At 39.4% G+C, this 15,954-nt stretch carries 12 protein-coding genes and 1 riboswitch; of the genes, 5 read left to right on the top strand and 7 right to left on the bottom strand.

The features are described from left to right. Positions 1-44 precede the first annotated feature (44 nt). The gene (locus BMX30_RS00955; protein ID WP_090740855.1) at positions 45-2,432 is read right to left on the bottom strand and encodes a penicillin acylase family protein; all 2,388 of its coding nucleotides are present in this window, start codon (positions 2,430-2,432) and stop codon (positions 45-47) included. A gap of 179 nt (positions 2,433-2,611) precedes the next feature. Further along, positions 2,612-3,619: an NADP-dependent oxidoreductase gene (locus tag BMX30_RS00950; RefSeq protein ID WP_090740307.1), complete on the bottom strand. Its 1,008-nt coding sequence runs from the start codon at positions 3,617-3,619 to the stop codon at positions 2,612-2,614. Positions 3,620-3,791: 172 nt separating this feature from the next. Then, positions 3,792-3,877, top strand: a riboswitch (cyclic di-GMP riboswitch). A gap of 133 nt (positions 3,878-4,010) precedes the next feature. Here BMX30_RS00950 and BMX30_RS23310 point away from each other — a divergent pair. Beyond that, positions 4,011-4,148 carry a hypothetical protein gene (locus BMX30_RS23310; protein ID WP_170843749.1) on the top strand — a complete coding sequence of 46 codons (138 nt, stop codon included), beginning with the start codon at positions 4,011-4,013 and terminating at the stop codon, positions 4,146-4,148. Positions 4,149-4,278: 130 nt separating this feature from the next. Here BMX30_RS23310 and pepF read toward each other — a convergent pair whose 3' ends face one another. Further along, entirely contained in the window at positions 4,279-6,069 is a 1,791-nt protein-coding gene (pepF, locus tag BMX30_RS00945) for an oligoendopeptidase F (RefSeq protein ID WP_090740305.1), read from the bottom strand. A 122-nt stretch (positions 6,070-6,191) separates the two neighbouring features. Here pepF and BMX30_RS00940 point away from each other — a divergent pair, with 122 nt between their 5' ends. The 3 genes from BMX30_RS00940 (at position 6,192) to BMX30_RS00930 (ending at position 9,344) form a co-directional block, all read left to right on the top strand. Continuing rightward, positions 6,192-6,983 (top strand): hypothetical protein, encoded by a 792-nt coding sequence (locus BMX30_RS00940; protein WP_090740303.1) that lies wholly within the window; start codon positions 6,192-6,194, stop codon positions 6,981-6,983. A gap of 310 nt (positions 6,984-7,293) precedes the next feature. After that, positions 7,294-8,730, top strand: coding sequence for a carbon starvation CstA family protein (locus BMX30_RS00935; RefSeq protein ID WP_090740302.1), 1,437 nt, complete (start codon positions 7,294-7,296; stop codon positions 8,728-8,730). 137 nt (positions 8,731-8,867) lie between these two features. Then, the gene (locus BMX30_RS00930; RefSeq protein WP_090740300.1) at positions 8,868-9,344 is read left to right on the top strand and encodes a YndM family protein; all 477 of its coding nucleotides are present in this window, start codon (positions 8,868-8,870) and stop codon (positions 9,342-9,344) included. Positions 9,345-9,397: 53 nt separating this feature from the next. Here BMX30_RS00930 and trpB read toward each other — a convergent pair whose 3' ends face one another. Together trpB and shc are read right to left on the bottom strand one after the other, a co-directional pair. Continuing rightward, the gene (gene trpB, locus BMX30_RS00925; RefSeq protein ID WP_090740298.1) at positions 9,398-10,567 is read right to left on the bottom strand and encodes a tryptophan synthase subunit beta; all 1,170 of its coding nucleotides are present in this window, start codon (positions 10,565-10,567) and stop codon (positions 9,398-9,400) included. A 70-nt stretch (positions 10,568-10,637) separates the two neighbouring features. Next, the gene (gene shc, locus BMX30_RS00920) at positions 10,638-12,524 is read right to left on the bottom strand and encodes a squalene--hopene cyclase (protein ID WP_090740295.1); all 1,887 of its coding nucleotides are present in this window, start codon (positions 12,522-12,524) and stop codon (positions 10,638-10,640) included. An 80-nt stretch (positions 12,525-12,604) separates the two neighbouring features. Between shc and BMX30_RS00915 the strand changes: the two genes are divergently transcribed. Next, positions 12,605-13,747, top strand: coding sequence for a DUF2515 domain-containing protein (locus tag BMX30_RS00915; RefSeq protein WP_244532472.1), 1,143 nt, complete (start codon positions 12,605-12,607; stop codon positions 13,745-13,747). A 203-nt stretch (positions 13,748-13,950) separates the two neighbouring features. Here BMX30_RS00915 and BMX30_RS00910 read toward each other — a convergent pair whose 3' ends face one another. Next, entirely contained in the window at positions 13,951-14,796 is an 846-nt protein-coding gene (locus BMX30_RS00910) for an MBL fold metallo-hydrolase (RefSeq protein ID WP_090740291.1), read from the bottom strand. Between the two features lie 108 nt (positions 14,797-14,904). Then, a complete protein-coding gene (locus BMX30_RS00905; protein ID WP_090740288.1) occupies positions 14,905-15,798 on the bottom strand; it encodes an MBL fold metallo-hydrolase in 894 nt (297 codons plus the stop codon). Positions 15,799-15,954 lie beyond the last annotated feature (156 nt).

Here is a 15,954-nt window from a genome sequence, read left to right as displayed (position 1 = left end):
AAACTAAGAAATTCAGGCAAAAAAAAAGCGACTAACGTCGCTTCTTAGCTAGGAACTAATGTCAATCTATCCCCCTCTGGATTGACGGTTTTCGTTTGATGGTAAATTCCTTCAACCCAATCCTTCATTTGATCGTCGTACCATTTGCTTTTTACATGACCAGATTGTCCTGGACCAACAAGGTGATAGCCTGTGGATAAATCAGCTACATCAATAACAAATCTCCAAGAAGCGCCGTGGTTTACGGTTCCTTCTTTTGTGAAAGCAGCCGCTTGAACGGTTACACTACTTCCACCTACAGGGATTCCACCCTCAGAGTTAAATAAATACTGTAATGGGGACACACTTGAGAGTGGATGATTAAAACGCACCTGATGGAATTCTCCCCACTCCCATTTCTCAAGGTTCTTGCCTTGATTTTCGATACTTTCATTGATGGCTAAGGAAAGAGAATCTACCAACACTTTTTCAATTCCTCCAGCTTCCTTGATCCAAGGACCTGAATCTCCTCGTAAAGCCTTTCGTAGCATTTCGTCAACTACTGGCTTTTGGCCTTGAAATAATTTCAATGTCTCTTCAGGTATATGCTCTGTAAAAAGAACCTCTGGAACTTTCGTCATCCAAATATTAAAAATGACAGGTGCAGCTGAATCTTTTGAATCTACGAAATCCCACTTTTCTAGTATATCTAGCGCTTGCTTTTGTTGCTCATCTGAAACTCCTTCGAGGGCCGCAAGAAACTTTGGAACAAATTCTTGCGCCTGCAAATTCTTTTGGTCCATCTGTAAAGCCTGCATATCCTCAACTGTTAATTGGTCTTTCTTGCTTAAGACCTCTTGAATCCTCAATTGGCGGTATGGTTGAGCCCAGTGGTTGCTAATATGATAAGGGTAATCGTCTGAAATCACTTTATTGTTTGCAGTTGAGATGAAACCTTCCTTCGGATTTACGACACGTGGCAGCTCATCAAATGGAATATAACCAGTCCATTCATGTTCATCATTCCAACCAGGGACTGGTATTAACCCATTGCCTTTCCGTATTGGAATTTTCCCATTGCCTTTATAGGCAATTGTCCCATCGGCGGAAGCAAAAACGAAATTTTGAGCGGGAGTTTCGAACTTTTCCAGTGCAATCTCGAATTCTTCCCAATTTTTTGCTTTATTCATATTTAAGACTGCCTCAAGCTCGGCCGACGGATCATGTGCCGTCCATCTTAAAGACAAAGCTGTATTACTCCCCAATTCTGCGGCAAATTCCGAGAGAATTGGACCATGACGTGTAATTGTCACTTGGTAGTCAATCGTTTGACCGTCTTTTATCTTTATCGGTTCGTTGATAACAGTTGCTTCTTGCCAATTGTCCATATATAAGAACTCATTTTTGTTTTTCGGATTTCTTTTTTCAATATATAAATCTTGAACATCCGGACCCGTGTTGGTTACGCCCCAAGCTATGTGGTCATTATGACCAAGAATAATCCCTGGGATTCCCGCAAATATAACACCGCTTACATTTACTTCAGGTGCCTCCAAATGCATTTGATACCAAATGGATGGTGTCGCTAATGAAAGGTGAGGGTCATCCGCTAGCAAAGGTTTGCCTGAGACAGTTTTTTCTCCACTAACCACCCAATTATTACTTCCATTAAACTCATGTGGAATAACGGCATGCGCAAAACTTTTTTCAATATCTAACTCATTTTTAGCTATTATATAAGGTCCCTGTTCAGGGTAGGTCGGAAACAAGTCATAAGCCTTTTCCTCCGGGAAATTCTGTAGAAGATACTGTCTGAACGCCTGATTCTCCCAGTGACCTCCTAAGTCATGGGCCATATATTTACCGATTGTTAATGAATCTACTGGAATCCACGGTTCGGGTTTATAACCAAGAAGAGTAAATTCAATCGGCCATTTATTTGATTCTTGCAGTTCGTCCATATAAAGATTAACGCCGTCTGCAAACCAACCCAAAACATCTTTTCCCGATTCCGAATATTGCTCATACGAAGCTTCCGCTGCTCTTCTTAACCCTAAAGTCCGAAAAAATTTATCATTATTGACGGTCGCTTCCCCGATTACCTCTGATAACCGACCTGATGCCTGTCTTCGGCTGAGGTCCATTTGAAACAGACGATCCTGAGCCTGAATATAGCCTTGAGCAATAAAAAGATCTTTTTCATTTTCCGCTTTGATATGAGGAACTCCAGAAGAGTCTCGGATAACCTGAACAGGAGCAGTCAATCCAGCGAGCTCAATTTCACCTGTCGTTTTAGGTAATCCTCTAGAAAGAAACAGATTTCCCCCAATAAGAACAATCGCCAATAGCAGGATTAACACACCACCTGACCATAAACCTACCTTCTTCCAAAGTCTTGTCTTCCGTTGACTTTGTTTTTGTAAAGACGTTTCCAAATCCACCACCCCTGTCATTATAATTATCTGAATATTTATTAATTTCAACAAATACTGTCAATATCCTCTTTTCTTCTGAAAACCTTATGGTTAGGAAAGGCAATATAAAAAGGCCTCCACAACTGTGAAGAACCTTTTTTAGTAGAAAAATGAGTCAAACTCTATTAGACTTTCCTTGATTCACTTTTTCTTATTTATTATTCATCTGCTACTTTGACTAATTGCTTGCCGATATTCTCCCCACGGAATAGTCCCAAAAAGGCATCAATTGTATTTTCAAAGCCTTCAACTATGTTTTCCCGATAGGTAATTTTTCCTTCCTGAACCCATTTTGTTAAATTAACTAAACCTTCCTTGTTATGTTCAGCGAAGTCTGAAACGATAAATCCTTTCATGAGAGAACTGGTTTTCAGCAATTTATCCATCACTCTAGGACCCATTTCTGGTTTATCTAGATTGTATTGCGAAATTTGTCCGCAAATAATGATTCTAGATTGAAAGTTTATTAGTTTCATGACATTATCTGTAACACTTCCACCAACGTTATCAAAATAAATATCGACTCCATTTGGACAAGCATCCTTTAATGCTTCGAAGAGATTAGCAGTAGTTTTATAATTTATTGCCGCATCAAAGCCAAGCTCGTTAGTTAAAAATTCACATTTTTCAGCTGAACCTGCAATCCCTACTACCCTACATCCTTTCAGTTTCGCAATTTGTCCAACAATCGTCCCAACAGCACCTGATGCCCCTGAAATTACCACAGTTTCTCCTTCTTTCGGCTGACCGATGTGCAGTAATCCGAAATAGGCAGTTAAGCCCGGCATTCCAAGCACATGTAGAGCGGTTGAGACCGGTGCCAACTCTGGCTTAAGTCTACGGATATTGCTGCCGTTGGATACATTGTATTCCGCCCATTCCATCCGGCCTTCAACGTAGCTATTCACTTCGAACCGAGTATTCTTTGAAGCCATTACTTGTCCGACAATTCCCCCGATGATAGGTTCTCCGACTTTATATGGTTCAGCATAAGACTTTGCATCCGACATCCGACCACGCATATAAGGGTCAACTGATATATAAACGGATCGAACCAGTACTTCTCCATCCTTTATCTCAGGAATATCAGTATCGATTGTATTAAAATTACTTTCATCAGGCATTCCGACCGGCCTACTTGCTAATAAAATTTTCCTATTCGACATAATATAGAATCCCTCCATACCCTTCACAATTTATTGGACTTCACCTATTACCTATTCTGTTTAAAGTTTGAAATCCCTCTCAAAAAAGGATAACACCATAAAGATAGTTTTTTATTAGTGGTCAAAACAAAAGGTTTATGATAAAATAAATTTAACTATAAGTTAAAAACAATATTGATAAAGGCAAATCCATTGAAAAATGGAGACGCAAAGCTATAGGGGCTAAAGTATAAGATACCACGCCAGCCAGCTACCGATTAAGATGGGAAGTGACTAATCGGTTTTTCGAGTAGTCATTTTTTATTGCAAAAAAGGCATCATGCGTGACAAGTGAATCTAATTGGTAAGTGACGGTGCATCCTTATGCTTTCCCTTAAATGAGGAGGTAACGATGAGTAATTTGGAAATTTTAAGCCTAATTGAGAAGCTTGGTCAATTATTTACAGATTACAAAAATTGTAAGGATCCAAAAATGAAAGAGCAAATCTATCGTGACATCCAAATTATAGGAAAAGCGATTGATGTTTAATCGATTATAAGGACAAATAAATGGGAAAGGAGACTACTACTCCTTTCCCATTTTTATTTTCATAACGCACCCTTAAATGTTTCTTAGATGATGTTCGATTAACGAACATCGTTTTTATTATCGTTTACCTTTATATTTCTTCCGAAAACGCTTCAACTAATTCGGTGAATTTCTTTAGCGCATTTTCAATCGGTTCTGGAGTAGTTAAGTCCACACCAGTCTTTTTCAATAATTCCAATGGATAATCTGAGCTTCCACTTTTCAAGAAATCCAGATAATTACTTAACGTGTTCTCATCCCCTTCAAGAAGCTTTGTTGCAATGTGGATAGCAGCAGCAAAGCCGGTAGCATATTTATAGACATAAAATGGCCTATAAAAATGAGGGATTCTAGACCATCCGTATTTTACCTCCTCATCTAGTACGATTTCGTCACCATTGTATTCCCTAAACAATTCCTCATAAATTTTATTAAACACTTCAACATTTAATGGCGCCCCAGCTTCTGCCAATTCATGTGTCTTTTTCTCAAACTCAGCAAACATTACCTGCGTAAAAAAGGTCCCTTTAAATTGATCGATAAAATGATTAAGTAAGTGCTTTCTTACTTGAGAATCATTTTCTTTCTTCAATAAATACTGAATCAATAGGACTTCATTTACAGTCGAAGCTACTTCTGCAACAAAAATGCTGTAATGGGCGGTAATCTGAGGCTGGTGTTTAGAGCTTAACCAGCTATGAACCCCATGTCCGCATTCATGTGTCAGAGTAAATAAACTGTCCAAATCATCTTGATGATTTAATAGGATATAAGGATGCACCCCATATACGCCTAGATTATAAGCTCCTGAACGTTTCCCCGGAGTTTCGCGAACATCTAAGTAACGCTCCTTTTTAAAGGTCATTAGGATTTCAATATACTCATTGCCCAGTGGTGCTAATGCATCACACATTGTTTCAAAAGCCTCATCATAGGAGATTACCTGCTTCACGCCACTAACTAGTGGGACACTCAAATCATACTGACGCAGTTCTTGAAGTCCGAGTTTTTTCTTACGAATCCTCGTATATTGATGCATAGGTGCAATATGCTTTTTCGTTGTCTGAATTAGGTTTTCATAAACCTCCCGAGGAACCTTATCTCCAAAAAGCCCCTTCTCTAATGCAGATGGATACTGACGAAGTCGCGCTGTCGTCACATTATTTTTTATTGCGCTCGAAAGTGTGGTCGCAATTGTATTTTTCATTCCAAGATAAGGTTGATAATAAGCCTTATAAGCTTCTTGTCGCGTTTCTCGATCTTCATCTTCTATTAACTTAGAGTACATCCCTCTTGTGAGTTCAATTTTCTCTCCATCTTCCCCTGTGACCTCACCGAATTTTATATCCGCATTATTAATCATCCCAAACGCCTGACTTGGAACGGAAAGAGCCTCTCCTAATTGAGACAATATACTTTCTTGTTCTTTACTCAAGACATGTGATTTATAACGAAACGATTCCATTAAGTCTTCTTCGAAATACTTTAATCCCTCCTCAGAGGCTATGTATTCTTTTAATGTTTCTTCGGATAAACTTAATAAAAAAGGCATGAAGAAAGATGTTGATGAGCTAACTTTTACACTTAACTGCCTCGCTCGGTCAAGATAAGATTGTGAACCTGTTACCCTCGTGTCTTCATCCACCTTCAACATGGCATACGCAAAAACCTTTCCAAATAAAAAAGATAGCTCTTCTCTAAGCTTTAAATAATGATACAAACTTGAACCGTCGTGAATACCGCCATCATATTGCTTCAAGGACTCGCCCATTATTTTAATTTGACGGTAGTCTTCTTCCCACTGTGCAAGATCGGAATAAATATCAGCCAAATTCCATTTTTCTTGCTCTGGTACTTCCGTTCGGTTTTTAAAAGTCGTCATTTAAACACTCCTTTGTTTACAAGATGGTTTATTCATGAGTATATTCTAATGGAGGTGTCCTAAAACCTTCAAATCAAAAGATTAATTGGTTACAATGGTGTAGAAAGAAAGGATGTGGAACCATGGCAGTCACTTTACCACATATCGAAGATTCAAGTCGTACACATTATATTCCTCCAGTAGGCAATTACGAAACATTCACAGATGCAGACCATTATGCTGAAAAAGTAAAAGAATGGGGTTTATCTGCAGGGAAGGAACAGTTCTGGTATAAGGACAAAGATCATCAACGTTTAGTGTCTATCAGAGGATACATAGTATACGGTGAAACAGATGATTTCAATACGGTTATTATCGAATTTCAAGATGGCAACCTCAGTTGTATTCACCCTGCCTATTTAAAGGAAATGCAATCGTCAAACTTTGGTAAAGCAGTGATTTCCAATTCGGCAGCTCCAAGTTCCGAGAAACCAACGGTTCCAGTAAATGTGAAAGAGCCGGAGAAGAAAACGAATACCAAAGAGAGTAAAGCACCGAAAACGAGTAAAAAGAGTGCAGAAGTAAAAAAGGACAAGTCAGCTAAACTAGTTCTCCCCGAGGAGAAAGTTCATTTTACAGCAGTTGTAAGGCAATTCGCTTTAACTTGGAATCATTTTAACGAAGAAAATGATGAAGTCGTTATTTTAGATAAAGTCATCATCCACCAAGACGAGCAAATAGATGTTGGTCTTGCCTGGTGTGCTCACTCGAAAACACTAAAAAAGTTTGAATTAGCCCCTGGTGAAATCATTGAATTTGACGGAAAAATTGTTAAAAAGAAATTGGCCAAGGGCAAAGACGTTGACGAAGAGTTTATCATCAGTGAACCTGTTCAATATAAAATAAACAATCCATCAAAACTTAAAAAGAGCTAGAAAGAATCATTCTTTCTAGCTCTTTTTTTCGTTATATAGAAAAGCTTTAATATTATCCAATTTTATATAAAGCAATATTATTCATTAAGCTAGCTGTGTTCTTTGTCGCACCATAAACTCGGCCATAATATTAACCCCCTTTAATAAATCCGATATCAATTCAAAAAGAGATGATAAATATTTGTAAACGCTTTAATTTTTTGAACTCATTTTTTTTTCAGAAAATACATTGATTTTATTATTCTAAAACAGTAAAATATCCTCAAGTCTAAAATTTCAGATAATATATTTTCGTCTCAGGGGGATTCAAATGGTTACTTTTTTAGGTTCAATTCTTTTATTGGTAGCTGGTTACTTTATTTATTCAAAAGTAGTTGAGCGTATTTTTGGCATCAATGATACAAATCCTACACCAGCTTTTACTAAATCAGATGGTCTTGATTATGTTCCAATGAGTTGGTGGAAAGGAAGTTTAATCCAACTCCTAAATATAGCAGGACTCGGTCCAATTTTTGGAGCGATTGCAGGTGCCCTTTATGGCCCAGTTGCTTTTATTTGGATTGTCATCGGCTGTATCTTTGCTGGAGCTGTACATGATTATTTCTCAGGAATGATGTCTTTGAGACATAATGGCGAGCAGTTCCCCGGCCTTGTAGGTCGTTATCTTGGAAAACATGTGAAAAAATTTATTAATGTGATTTCATTGATCTTAATGGTACTAGTAGCTGCGGCTTTTACAGCAGGACCAGCTCAATTAATCTCAAGTTTAACATCTCTAAGTTTTATTGGATCACTGGTTCTGGTTTTTCTCTACTTTATTATCGCGGCTGTTTTACCAGTAAATAAAATTATCGGCAAAATTTATCCTGTTTTTGGGGCAATTCTTATCTTTATGGCTATTTCGATTGCCATTGCATTATTGTTCAGCGGGAAGCCAATCCCTAACTTAACACTTGAAAACCTTCATCCAGGAGAACTCCCAATTTGGCCGTTATTAATGGTGACAATCTCTTGTGGTGCCATCTCAGGTTTCCATTCAACACAAAGTCCAATCGTAGCGCGTACCTTAAAAAAAGAATCAGAAGGTCGGAAAGTATTTTTTGGAGCAATGATTGGTGAGGGAATTATCGCTATGGTATGGGCAGCCGCTGGAATGACCTTTTTTGGAGGTACCGGAGGCTTGCAGGAGGCATTAGCCGCTGGTGGACCGGCAGGTGCAGTTAATGAAATTTCTCAAACTTTACTAGGTACACTAGGCGGAGTGTTAGCGATTTTAGGGGTAATCATCCTGCCTATCACCACAGGCGACACTGCACTAAGGTCTTCACGAATGATGCTTACAGACATGTTATCTTCTGTTATAAATATGGATGGAAGATGGAAAGTTTTCTTTGTAACAGTTGCCGTAGGAGTACCAACATTTTTTCTATCCACGATTGATTATACTTTCCTTTGGAGATATGTTGGCTGGACAAACCAGGTAGTCGCCACTACGATGTTATGGACTGGGACAGCTTACTTACTAAAGTATGGAAAGTTCCACTGGATTTCCGGAATACCAGCATTGTTTATGACTGGGGTTGTTACGACCTATATTTTTTACGCACCTGAAGGTTTCCAGTTAGCTTATAACTCATCACTTGTCATCGGTGCGATTCTAACAACCTTTATTGCGATTCTTTATATGATTCAAATCATAAAATACCGGCGCATTTCTAAAAACAACCTTACAACTAAAGCTGCCTAAACTTAATTTTATTTGTTTTATAAGACGGGGGTCCCCCCGTCTTTTTTTTATTTTTTTGCTCATGACAATCTACATATCCCCCTTGAATAATAAATCAGGAAATCAAACAAAATATTGTACATAGGAGGTTTTGCAGCATGAAGCATTTAACAGCGATTGCAATAAAATTTATTGCGTGCCTTGTTCTTTTATATGTCGTTCTCGGTTTGTTCTTTGGAATGGCATTTACGAATATCTTTGTCATATCTTTAGTACTTGGTGTTGCTTCTTATTTACTAGGGGATATGCTGATTCTGCCGAGAACAAACAATGTTACAGCGACCATTGCTGATTTCGGTTTATCCTTTGCTCTCCTTTGGTTGCTAACGCTCAATATGACTGTTGGCGTGAGTACATTTGGAATCTCATTGGTTGCAGCTATTGGAGTTACGCTTTTTGAATTTTTCTTTCACCAATACCTTAAGAAAAATATTGTCGATGGGGACAGTACGATTAATAATCGTGGGGAATTGCCTCGTTTACAATACTCAGCTGAGAATGCAGAGGAATTCGCTCCTGTCAAACCCGATGTGAGAAGTCCTGAGGGGAATAATAACGAAGAAAAACAAAAGTAACTTTCACTTTTGTAAGTAAAAAGCAGCCTGTCTTTAGGACGGCTGCTTTCAAATTATTTCTGATTTAACATCTTAAATACTTGTTCAACATCTTTATCCCCACGGCCAGACACATTGATGATAATGATATCATCTTTTGTAAGTTCTTTAGCCAGTTTTACCGCGTGAGCAACAGCATGAGAACTTTCAAGCGCAGGGATGATCCCTTCTGTCTTGGACAGTAACTGAAAAGCGTCTAATGCCTCTTGGCCACTAGCGGTTACGTACTCCGCACGCCCACTAACTTTCAGCTGACTATGTTCAGGTCCAACGCCTGGATAATCTAAACCGGCTGCAATCGAGTAGGTAGGTTTTGGTTGACCTTGTTCATCTAGTAATGTCAAACATTTGAAACCATGGATCACAGCAGGAACACCTTCGGCCATTGTCGCGGCTTCAGCAGGCTCGACACCGATTAACCGAACGCCTGGTTCATCAATATAATGAGCGAATGAACCAATTGCATTGCTTCCTCCCCCTGTACAAGCAAGGACAGCGGTAGGCAACTTCCCTTCTTTTTCTAGAATCTGCCGTTTAGATTCTTCACTTATAACCGATTGAAAGTGTTTGACCATCTCAGGATATGGATGAGGACCGACAGCTGAACCTAGCAGGTAAAAGGTGTTTTGGTAGTTTTCTACTAAATCTCCAAGCGCCGCATCAACAGCATCTTTCAAACGCCCTTGTCCCGCTTCTACCGCAACGACCTTCGCACCTAGTAATTCCATCCGAAACACGTTTAGCGCTTGGCGTTCGGTGTCTAGTTTCCCCATGTAGATTATACATTCCATCCCGAACATTGCACAAACGGTAGCCGTTGCAACTCCATGCTGGCCCGCACCGGTTTCTGCAATCACGCGTTTTGCACCCATGCGTTTTGCTAATAAAATTTGACCTAGCACATTATTAATTTTATGCGAACCTGTATGGTTTAAATCTTCTCGTTTTAAGTAAATTTTTGCCCCGCCAAGTTGAGTTGTTAAATTTTCAGCATAGGTAAGCGGATTCTCGCGGCCTACATATTCTTTTAAATAAAACTTAAATTCTTCCTGAAATTCGGGATCATCTTTATACTTTAAAAATTGTTCTTCTAAGATATCCATTACTTCTTGAAGGTTCTCAGGAACAAAACTCCCGCCAAACTCTCCATAAAAGCCCTTCGTCTCTGTGCTCATACTCGTCATTTCTCTTCTCGACTCCTTCTCAACTATTTTTTCAGTAAACCTTTACTCTTTAAATTTAACAAATATTCGATTAATTTTCCATAAATTTGTTTCGGTAATGGGCGAGGGTGAGCAACGGAAAGATATATCGATAACTATGATAATGAATATAAAAATTCCCAGCCATTCCCTGCCCTTTTGGATAGTCTGTCGTCCAGTCCTCTCTATCAAGGTTTTTCACTAAAAATTCTATCCCCTTGATAATTGCTCTGGTTGGCTTTTCCGATACCGAAATAAGAGCATCCAACGCCCAAGCTGTATGTGTTAATGTACTAGCTTTTAATGGCACATACTCATTATTTGAATCGCTCCTACACGATTCTCCCCACCCTCCATCGGGGTTTTGAATGCTTTCAAGCCAATTTACCGCTTTTTTGATTGTCGAATTATTTGAGCGAACTCTAACGGATCTTAATCCAGTGACAGCGGCCCAAGTTCCATAAATATAGCAAATTCCCCACCGTCCATACCAAGAACCATCTTTCTCTTGGTTTTGGATGAGCCAATCGATACCGGCACTTATTGCTGGATGAGTTTTAACGAGGTTTGTAGATGAACCGAGAAATTCCAATGTCCTGCCTGTTAAATCTGCTGAAGAAGGATCAGTTAAAAGATACTCTGCTTTTTCAACGGGCAAGAGCTTTATTAACTTACTATCAGTATTTTTTTCAAAGGCTGGCCACCCACCATCATCATTCTGCATTGATAATACCCACAAAGTTCCACGCTCCCAAGCCCCGCGAACATTTGGTTGAAGGGTAACCTCACTTGCAATAGACCTTAAAGATGCGGTTGTATCATCTACATCAGGGTGAATGGTGTTAACATCGGCAAAGCCCCATCCTCCTGGAAATGCATGTGGATTATGAACGACCCAGTCACCGTATTTAACATGTTGCCGGCGAAGCAAATAATCATTTGCTTGTTTTATCATAGGATCCTTAGGGGATACACCTGCTTCCTGCAGTGCATAACTGATTAAGGATGTATTCCACACGGTTGCCGTTGTGTACTGGATATGGGGGTGACCATCTAGTTCTGTCCTCATAGATTTTAGGCCGTTAACAGCGTTTGTTATCGTTGGATGATTTTTCGGATACCCAAGAGCTAAGAGTGCAAAGATCATTAAAAAGGTTGAACTAAAATAACCATAAAACGTCCCGTCCGGTTCGATTCTGTTAAGCATATATTGTTTCGCTTCGTTTATAGCCAGTCGATGAAGTTCCTGTGGAAAACCTACGATTTTTTTTATGGAAGACTTTACATCCTTATAAAAAGAACGCCACTGTTCTTCCTCCCTTGTATGATAAAAATTTCTATCCCGGCTCACAAATAAATCGGTCATGTCAGGACTTTCCTTTGTCTTGATATGAAACTTCCGATTGGCAAGGATCATTATCGGAGTCATGTTTGCTCTTCCGTATTCTGAAAAGCTATAGAAATTAATTGGAAAGGTTGGTGGAATTAAGATGACTTCAATTGGAATTGGAAAGAACACAGGCCATTTATGTTGTCCTGTCACGGCAAGCATGATTTTTGTGAACATATGTGCCTTCTCTAAGCCACCGTTAGCTAGGATGAATCTTTTTGCAGCCTGTAACCGCTTGTCGTTTTTAGGATAATACCCAGAATAAAGTAGTGCATAGTATGCATCGATGGTTGCCGTCAAATTGCCTGCTCCCTCATCATAAAAAAGTTTCCATGCTCCGTTGTCCTGTTGCTTGCTTAAGATGCGTTCCGTTAACTGCTTTATCAAGTTTTCATCATGACTTTCTAATGTCCTTAATAGAATGATCATATAACTATCAGTAGAAATTCCTGTTTCAAATGGATAATTCCAGGTGCCATTAGGAGCTTGATCCTGCTTTAAGGTTTCAATTATTCGCTCCATTCCCTCCACTACTAGTCTATCCGTCATTACCGTCCACTCCTGTAAGAATGACTTCATCCATACATATTCATTGGACAAAAGAACCATTCATCAGAGAGGTGAATCCATTGTTTCTGTTTAATAAAGATGAATCAAAATCACTTTCGCCCTCTCTTTTAAAAATTAAAAAAGAGTTAAAAAAACAAATTAAAAAGCCTAGTCTTCTCCCGACTTTAACACCTACAGAACGAAACCTTGTTAAAGAAATCAACGAGCAAACAAACACTTTGAATAAAAATAATATCACCAGGACAAAAGCCTACCTAGATTTTTATCAAGAACACCCAGAAATCCATTGGTCTTTTATGGCTCATATGGTCTCGCGTAATGGTGGCTATAATATGACTGATTTAAAGGGTGGGTTTTTGAGTAAGCTCATGACCTTAAAAGAAAGAAAATCCTTCTTTTATTTTCTAGAACGTAGCAACTGGCTTATTTTTCAAGATGCTTTTCCGCAATTATTGCTGTACAAAAAGAGCTTGGGTCAATCTCAAAACCTTTTTCACCTCTTGCCTCATTTGCGTGTATCCACCTTTATGGAAACCGTTTGGAATCATTTCTGGAAAATTCGTGACTCCTCTTTAGTAACGATAGCCCTAGTAATTAACGAGCAAAGTTATCTCGAATCAAGAGTAGTCCAAAATCCAGTTTATAAAGAGAAAGTGTTAAGTACTTTTGAATTTAAGCTCCAGGATCTTTTGTCGATGAATCATATTCTCTTTCCTTATTCGAGTGATGATAAAACAAAGCTGGTTGGAAATACGGTTCATCACTTCGAAAGCATGCACGAACGAATTTTAATCGGGAAACGTTTGTATAAGATTCTCTTTGGTGATCAAGAACGCTTGAAAGCAATTGAAAGCTGGGCTGTTAAACACCCTCACACAGGTTCGCGAATGGATTATTGGCCACACCTTTTCCATTATGTGGATGAAGGGGTTCCTAGTTTACAATGGAAACCAAGAATTGTCGCTTGTAAGCTGACAACTGGTTCTCCACGCATTTATAGTCCAAAGTTGGAGCTAGCTTGGAAGGACCAAACACATGAGGAGGCAGAGATTGCTGATTGGTTCGATGACTGGAAGGTCGTATACTACCTTAAAGACGACAATGTAACGGCAAATGGAGAGATACAAAGTGAATACTGCCGCACACTTGAAACCCTCGAGCTCGCTGCTATTGCTAATAAGGCAGTTTCGATTTTCGACTAACCTCCTGCCATGGTTACTCTTTTGAAAAAAAATTCGGTTACGTGTGCTACCATTATAAGGAAGATTCAGTAAGGAAAACAGATGAGTAGTGGATCGGGAGGTTGGAAGCCGAAGAAATTGACGTAGCTCAGAATTGGTAACCCCATAGCTATATGCCACGAAACAAAAAAGGGCAGACTCTAAATCTGCCCTTCCAACTCAACCTAATTCAAATACTTCCCATAATCCGGTACTGCAATTTGATCGAACTCACGAGCAAGTTTATCTAAGCTCGTCGCCAACAACTCACCGGCCATCGGTAATCCATGCCCTGTAACAGCAACGGATGGCTTAAGCGCCTCCAATTTTTGTACCGATTCCTTAGCTGCCTTCCAATCAGGCGTCAGATAACGTGGCGGACCGCTAATTTCCTGTTCTTGCGTCAGCACCTTATGAAGATATTCTTGTTTCACAGTAATAAAAGCATCTCCAGCAATCAACGCCCGGTCTTGTTCCCTAAATAACGAGATATGTCCTACCGTATGGCCTGGAGTGTGAATCCATTTAAACCCTGGCATTTCCGGCACGCTACCGTCCGCAGGAAGTGCCTGAACATGATCCCCTAACTGTACCGGCTCGTTCGGAAACATTGGAGACATTTTCGCCACCATGCCCCCTTCCACTGTTGCATCCGGTTCTGGGTACTTCTTTTTCCCAGTCAAATAAGGCAATTCTAATTCATGAGCATACACCGGCACGTTCCAATATTTGACCAATTCAACGATTGCTCCGACATGATCAAAGTGTCCATGTGTTAGAATAATCGCTTTTGGTGGTGTATTCGCACCAAATCGTTCTTCTGTTGCGGAAATAATCTCATCAGCTGATTCAGGCATCCCTGCATCAACCAATACGAAATCTTTTTTATTAGGATCTCCTACCAAACAGATATTCACAATTTGAACTGTATGAGAATAAAGGTCAGGCAGAACCTCAATCCCAATTCCACTACCTATTGAAGTGGCAGGAACGTATTTATAATCACTTCCATAAGACATGTTTTTTTCCATTAATAAACCACCTTATTAAGAATGTGTGTGAAACCTATAATAGTTTTCGCCTATTTATTTTTCCTTATCCAAAATAAAGAAGAAATAGCATGTAAGCTATTTCTTCTCTCATTTGCTACTCACATATACTTTACCGTCATCAGGCACAGTTAGGCCCAACCGCTCGAGATGCTTGCGTATTCCTGTCCGCTCCCATGTCTTAAGGATTCCATTCTCTAATGTCCTCTTTGGATAAAAAATCCCAATGCTCGTGAGCTCATCAAATGTCAGCCCCTGACGGACATAATACTCAATTTTTTCATCCCGCTTCTCAATGATAGCGAGATAGGTATCCATTGCTTGCTCAAATTCTTGTTTTGTAAAAACACCCTTTTGATGACCAGTTATATAGGTATCTGCATCAAGCTCCAGTAGCCTTTTCCCTGAACGAATAAAATCATCAATGTCACCGTCTGTTCCGTTATACCACGGGCCAAAAGAAGTCATATCATAATCGCTAGCAAAGACGACACCAAGTTCAGTGAAATAAGGACAGGAAAGACCACTAGTATGTCCTGGTGTATGTAAAAATTCAACCTTTACCCCACCGAAATCATACTCTTTCTCGTATTCATACGTTCCAGACAGTTGCCCCAAGCTCTTCATCCATTTTGGCGGAAGATTTTTCTTCCATACCTCAACTCCCTTGGGTCCCCACTCCTGATAGACACCGTTAGCTCGTGCAATTCCTTCGATCGATTGAGCCGTATCATACTCGATTGGATTGATTAATTTCGTTGCATTTGGAAACAGATAATTATGTGTCGTGTGATCGGGATGATAGTGAGTATTTACAATCAACTCAATCCCATACTCTTGATCAAGCTTTAATAAGCTCTCAGGATCTGCACCAGAGTCGATTAACACCTTCTCAGAGCAATCAATATACAAACTTCTGGAATACGGCACCTTGCTGCTATTATTAGGACCCTCAATAATCATTATTGGACCGATGCGTTGCATTTTTACCACCTCGTAATGAAAGAAGTTTCACAAAAATGAGTGAATATTCATTCATTATAGCACAATTATATCTTTCATCAACCGAAGTGCTCTGAAAATTAAAAATGCTTCAATAATGGCAATAAACAATCCATCATCAAAGCATTTGGTAACAAT

Origin of the sequence: Mesobacillus persicus (assembly GCF_900109925.1) — a bacterium.
Lineage (GTDB): Bacteria > Bacillota > Bacilli > Bacillales > Cytobacillaceae > Mesobacillus_B > Mesobacillus_B persicus.
The sequence above is the reverse complement of the archived record's forward strand: the minus strand, read 5'-3'. Positions and strand labels throughout refer to the sequence as shown.